The following is a 4,516-nucleotide window of genomic DNA, read 5'->3' on the forward strand; positions in this document are numbered from 1 at the left end:
GGTGAAATCTCAATCGGAATTTGTAGAATTAGTAAATCTCGATTTTGGGAAATACAAGAATGTGTCTCATTATGGTTTTAATGCGGTTTGTAAGGAGAAACAATATGATTGGGTTTGTTATATGGTCACTTTTTGGAGTGTTTATAATTGGATTAGGAATAAAAGATATGTTTTGTAAGAATCCCGTTGGATTCTGGGCTAATACCGAAACAATAAAAGTAAAAGATGTGAAAGGTTACAATCGTGCGAGCGGACTATTGTTTATAATCTATGGAATCATTTTTGTTATATTAGGAATTCCGCTGTTAGAAGGTCAAAATACACCATACGTTCTGTTGTCGGTTATTGGTGTGATGGTGGAAACAATTGTAATTATGGCTGCTTATAGTTTAGTTATCGTTAAAAAGTATGAAGAGAAGTAAATAACTTATAATTTGTGGAGGATAACTATTGTGGATAAAGCAGTTATTTATATACATGGAAAAGGTGGTAATGCTGAAGAAGCTATTCATTACAAACCGCTCTTTAGTAATTGTGATGTGATTGGTCTCGACTATACTGCACAGTTTCCATGGGAAGCAAAAGAAGAATTTCCATTACTTTTTAATTCAATTTATAGAAACTACAAGACGGTTGAAGTAATTGCCAATAGCATTGGAGCGTATTTTGCTATCAATGCCTTATCAAATCAGCAAATAGAGAAAGCATATTTTATTTCGCCCGTTGTAGATATGGAAAGGCTTATTGCTGATATGATGATTTGGGCAAATGTTACAGAGGATGAACTCAAAGAGAAAAAAGAAATTCAGACAACCTTTGGAGAGACTCTTTCATGGGATTATCTTTGCTATGCAAGAGAAAATCCTATTATATGGGAAATCCCAACGCACATTTTATATGGTGAAAAAGATAATCTTACCGCTTATGGAACGATATTTGAATTTGTACAGAGGACTAATTCAACACTTTCTATTATGAAAAATGGAGAGCATTGGTTTCATACGGATGAACAAATGAAATTTCTTGATGAATGGATAATAAAATCTTCCAAATAAATTCAAGTTTGGAGAATTGAGAAAATCGGAATTTTGGAGGTTATTATGGCTTTTGATTTTAAAAAAGAGTATAAAGAATTCTATATGCCGAAGAACAAACCAGAGATTGTAAATGTACCTAAGGCAAATTATATTGCAGTTAGAGGAAAAGGCAATCCAAATGAAGAAGGCGGAGCATATCAACAAGCAATCAGTGTTCTATATGCTGTTGCATACACATTAAAAATGAGTTACAAGACTGATTATAAAATTGAAGGATTTTTTGAATATGTTGTTCCGCCATTGGAAGGTTTTTGGTGGCAGGATGATGTCGAGAGTGTAGATTATACAAATAAGTCTGCTTTCAGCTGGATTTCTGTTATCCGTTTGCCTGATTTCATTTCTAAAGCTGATTTTGACTGGGCGGTAGAAACAGCAACGAAAAAGAAGAAACTTGATTGTTCGTCAGCAGAGTATCTTACGATTGATGAGGGATTATGCGTTCAAATTATGCATATAGGTTCTTTTGATAATGAGCCAGCAACTGTTGCGCTTATGGATACTTATTTAGAACAAAATGGATATGTTAATGATATTAACAAAGATAGGTTGCACCACGAGATTTATATGTCTGATGCAAGAAAGGTTGCCCCAGAAAAATGGAAAACTGTAATTAGACATCCAATTAAGAAAGCGTAAAATTCCCGTTTATTGGGAAGTCGCAGAGAACGAAAAATCGGAATTTTGCTTTCGATGACCAGAATGAAAATCGTTACCGTTGCGCCTGTTTTCACAAGCGTTGCGTGACATAAAAAGAATTCTTTTTTAATATCAAAGTATCAAAAACAAAGGAGGTTCTTTTTATGTTGAAGGAATTAAAGAAAAACAAAATGAGTGTTGTTGCAACTGGAATTTTATTTGGTGTTATGGGGGTATTAATTATTCCTATGATAGCAGTAATTGTAAAAATATCGAATGCATTATCCCAAAAACATCCTAGGATATACAAGTATAGTATGATTGCTTTTATCGGTATGTTATTGGCAATTAACCTATTTTGCGTTGTTATTAAACATCAGATGAGTTTTCTTGTAATAGTTGCTTGTTTAGCAATAACATTATGCGACACTATTAAAAACAGATAATAAATGGAGTACAACTATGGAAATATCAGATTTGATTAAATCAGCCAGAATTGAAAAGGGCTTAACCCAACAACAACTGGCTGATGTTGTCTTTGTTACGCGACAGACAATTTCGAAATGGGAATTGGGAAAAAGTGTTCCTGACCAAGCCTCTCTTATATTGCTATACCAGTATTTGGACATCAAGGATAATGAGAAAAAACAGTTATCAAAGCTTATTTTTAATAAGCAAAATATTATATTAATTTTGATTGCAATCTTATTTTCTCCTATGGTTATTGGAGTACGTTTTATCTGTTGTAAAATTGATAAGATTGAAAATCGAAAAATTAAAGCGGTAATCAAGGTTATTGGCTTTGTTGTATTCTCATCGTATCTAGTATCTTTAAAAGAAAATGTGGCGTATTTGTTAATTGGTATATTTTCTCTGGTGTATTTGTTATATCAATTCTATTTGAGTGGATTGGAAACTAAATGACAAGATTCTGGCAACCATGCGTTCGGGAGGGATTTCCTGCAGTATCATCATCCAGAACATTGCACAGATGAAAGTGGTTCTTTGGTCATTATCATGATAATAAGAATATTGGACCGAGAGAAATACTGATATATGAACAGATTATTCGGATACTGTGAGAAATTATGATTCATGAAAACTAAATGTAAATCGAAAACTGTTTGGCAAAACTTTATATGATAATTGAAAAAACAGCTGACTTGCAATAAAAAAATTTTGCAACCAGCTGTTTATTTATCACCTTTTTCAATTTTAACTACCGCTTCTATAGGACAATCTAAAATAACACAAATATCATGTAGAGTATTCATGGTAACACTTTTGTTTTTCCTAAGAGCATCTAATGTTCCAGTGCTTATGTGGTAGGTTTTGATTAATTCATATTGAGAAATCCCCTTATCTTTTAATGTCTGCCATAATGGGGCGTAGGTAAACAAATGTATCACCTCTTTCATGCGTGTTCTATATTTAATTATAGGGTTTTCAATTACCTTACATATTGCCGAATATTCGACTATAATAAACATAACAAGAGAGCAAAGATTAGATACAATGTAGTTCAAATATGGAGAAAGATATGGAAAAGTGTGCAGAACAGCAAAGGCTGTTATTCCTTGGTGTGTGTAGTTTGGAAGACCGAAAGAGAATTTGTAATGAAAAAATAATGGATTTATATAATTTTGAGCGAATTACTTATTTGCTGGAAGCGTTTGGATTTGAAGAATATAAATTTGTATTTGAAATGAAGTATAAAGATCTGCTACTGAAACTTGCGGATATTGTTGAGCAGAATTTAGTATGTGGAAATTCTATGGATAAATATGTGTTACAGGATAAATACGAAATAAGAAATGAGTGGCAGCAAGAGTTTATTAGAAATTTGTCCAATGAAGTAATGAAAAACTGTATTCAGGAGATATTTGATTTGTATGCATAAATGCTAGATTTGTTTCGGCTTAATATATTTGTGTACAGAAAAAGGTATGACATAAAAATAATAAAGGATTATGTGCGAAAATTGGAACCTGGTTCCAATTTTTGTGCTTTATGCCATATTCAAACAGAAGGGAGTGATAATAAGGACTATTTGTTATTCTGGGAAACGAAAAATAAAATGAGATTTTCTTATCAGATAGATGTTGAATTTTTAGCTTATCTTGAAAAGAATTTAAAAATTTGTTAAGATGGAACAGGTAAGCAAATAGGTAGTCATCTGTCTGTTAGAAAGAAGAAAAAGGATGGATGAGTATCATGGCTAAAGCCTTAAATGGGAAAGAGTTGGGGAAAGGAATTACTCAACTGAGAAATGGAACCTATCAAGCACGTGTGTATATTAAAGGAAATGACAAACCTATATATGCATCCAGTAAAAGATTAGAAGAAGTAAAACAAAAGAGAGAAAAAATATTAGAACAATATAATCTAGGATTGCAGACTGATGCCAGCAAAAAAACGTTAAATGATTGGTTTGATGAGTGGATGGAGTTATATGTGGTTGGAAAAGTGAAACCTAGGACTGTACAAAACTATATAAGAGAGTATGAAAGATGTAAATCTTATATAGGGCATATAAAAGTAAATCAATTACAACCGACATATATCCAAAAAATGGTAAACGAATTATTTAAAAAAGGATATAAGAGGGCAACGGTTAAACAATCAGTATCCGTTTGAGGAGAATTTTGTGAATAAAGAATTTGATAAAATACGAGAAAAAATGTAAAATACCTAGAAGTTACAAATGGAAATAACTGAGCCTGCGAGGAAGCAAAGATACGATGGTTTTCTCGTAGGCTGTGGTGCTAGAATATAAATAGTAC

General features: G+C 32.4%; 9 protein-coding genes. 8 read left to right on the forward strand and 1 reads right to left on the reverse strand.

Annotated elements, in window-relative coordinates:
* The first annotated feature begins 104 nt into the window (after positions 1–104).
* The 6 genes from PGR14_RS15790 to PGR14_RS16430 all read left to right on the forward strand — a co-directional run bounded on the left by PGR14_RS15790 (position 105) and on the right by PGR14_RS16430 (position 2,754).
* The gene (locus PGR14_RS15790; RefSeq protein WP_055247378.1) at positions 105–422 is read left to right on the forward strand and encodes a hypothetical protein; all 318 of its coding nucleotides are present in this window, start codon (positions 105–107) and stop codon (positions 420–422) included.
* A gap of 30 nt (positions 423–452) precedes the next feature.
* The gene (locus PGR14_RS15795; protein WP_005337276.1) at positions 453–1,055 is read left to right on the forward strand and encodes an alpha/beta hydrolase; all 603 of its coding nucleotides are present in this window, start codon (positions 453–455) and stop codon (positions 1,053–1,055) included.
* A gap of 45 nt (positions 1,056–1,100) precedes the next feature.
* Positions 1,101–1,733 carry a GyrI-like domain-containing protein gene (locus PGR14_RS15800; RefSeq protein ID WP_055247379.1) on the forward strand — a complete coding sequence of 211 codons (633 nt, stop codon included), beginning with the start codon at positions 1,101–1,103 and terminating at the stop codon, positions 1,731–1,733.
* 164 nt (positions 1,734–1,897) lie between these two features.
* Positions 1,898–2,179 carry a hypothetical protein gene (locus PGR14_RS15805; protein WP_055247381.1) on the forward strand — a complete coding sequence of 94 codons (282 nt, stop codon included), beginning with the start codon at positions 1,898–1,900 and terminating at the stop codon, positions 2,177–2,179.
* A gap of 16 nt (positions 2,180–2,195) precedes the next feature.
* A complete protein-coding gene (locus PGR14_RS15810) occupies positions 2,196–2,657 on the forward strand; it encodes a helix-turn-helix transcriptional regulator (RefSeq protein WP_007887521.1) in 462 nt (153 codons plus the stop codon).
* On the forward strand, positions 2,638–2,754 hold the full coding sequence (locus tag PGR14_RS16430; RefSeq protein ID WP_442872485.1) for a TraM recognition domain-containing protein: 117 nt from the start codon (positions 2,638–2,640) through the stop codon (positions 2,752–2,754). Before PGR14_RS15810 ends, PGR14_RS16430 begins: the two co-directional genes overlap by 20 nt.
* A 172-nt stretch (positions 2,755–2,926) precedes the next feature.
* On the opposite strand, the gene PGR14_RS16355 is transcribed toward PGR14_RS16430, so the two are convergent.
* On the reverse strand, positions 2,927–3,223 hold the full coding sequence (locus PGR14_RS16355) for a helix-turn-helix domain-containing protein (protein ID WP_334298872.1): 297 nt from the start codon (positions 3,221–3,223) through the stop codon (positions 2,927–2,929).
* A gap of 50 nt (positions 3,224–3,273) precedes the next feature.
* On the opposite strand from PGR14_RS16355, the gene PGR14_RS15825 reads away from it, so the two are divergent.
* A complete protein-coding gene (locus PGR14_RS15825) occupies positions 3,274–3,633 on the forward strand; it encodes a hypothetical protein (RefSeq protein ID WP_156337636.1) in 360 nt (119 codons plus the stop codon).
* Positions 3,634–3,947: 314 nt separating this feature from the next.
* Positions 3,948–4,370: a hypothetical protein gene (locus PGR14_RS15830; protein ID WP_055297051.1), complete on the forward strand. Its 423-nt coding sequence runs from the start codon at positions 3,948–3,950 to the stop codon at positions 4,368–4,370.
* Positions 4,371–4,516: the final 146 nt, after the last annotated feature.

The sequence above is a fragment of the Coprococcus sp. AF99-45 genome (assembly GCF_027663865.1).
Taxonomy (GTDB): domain Bacteria; phylum Bacillota; class Clostridia; order Lachnospirales; family Lachnospiraceae; genus Allocoprococcus; species Allocoprococcus comes.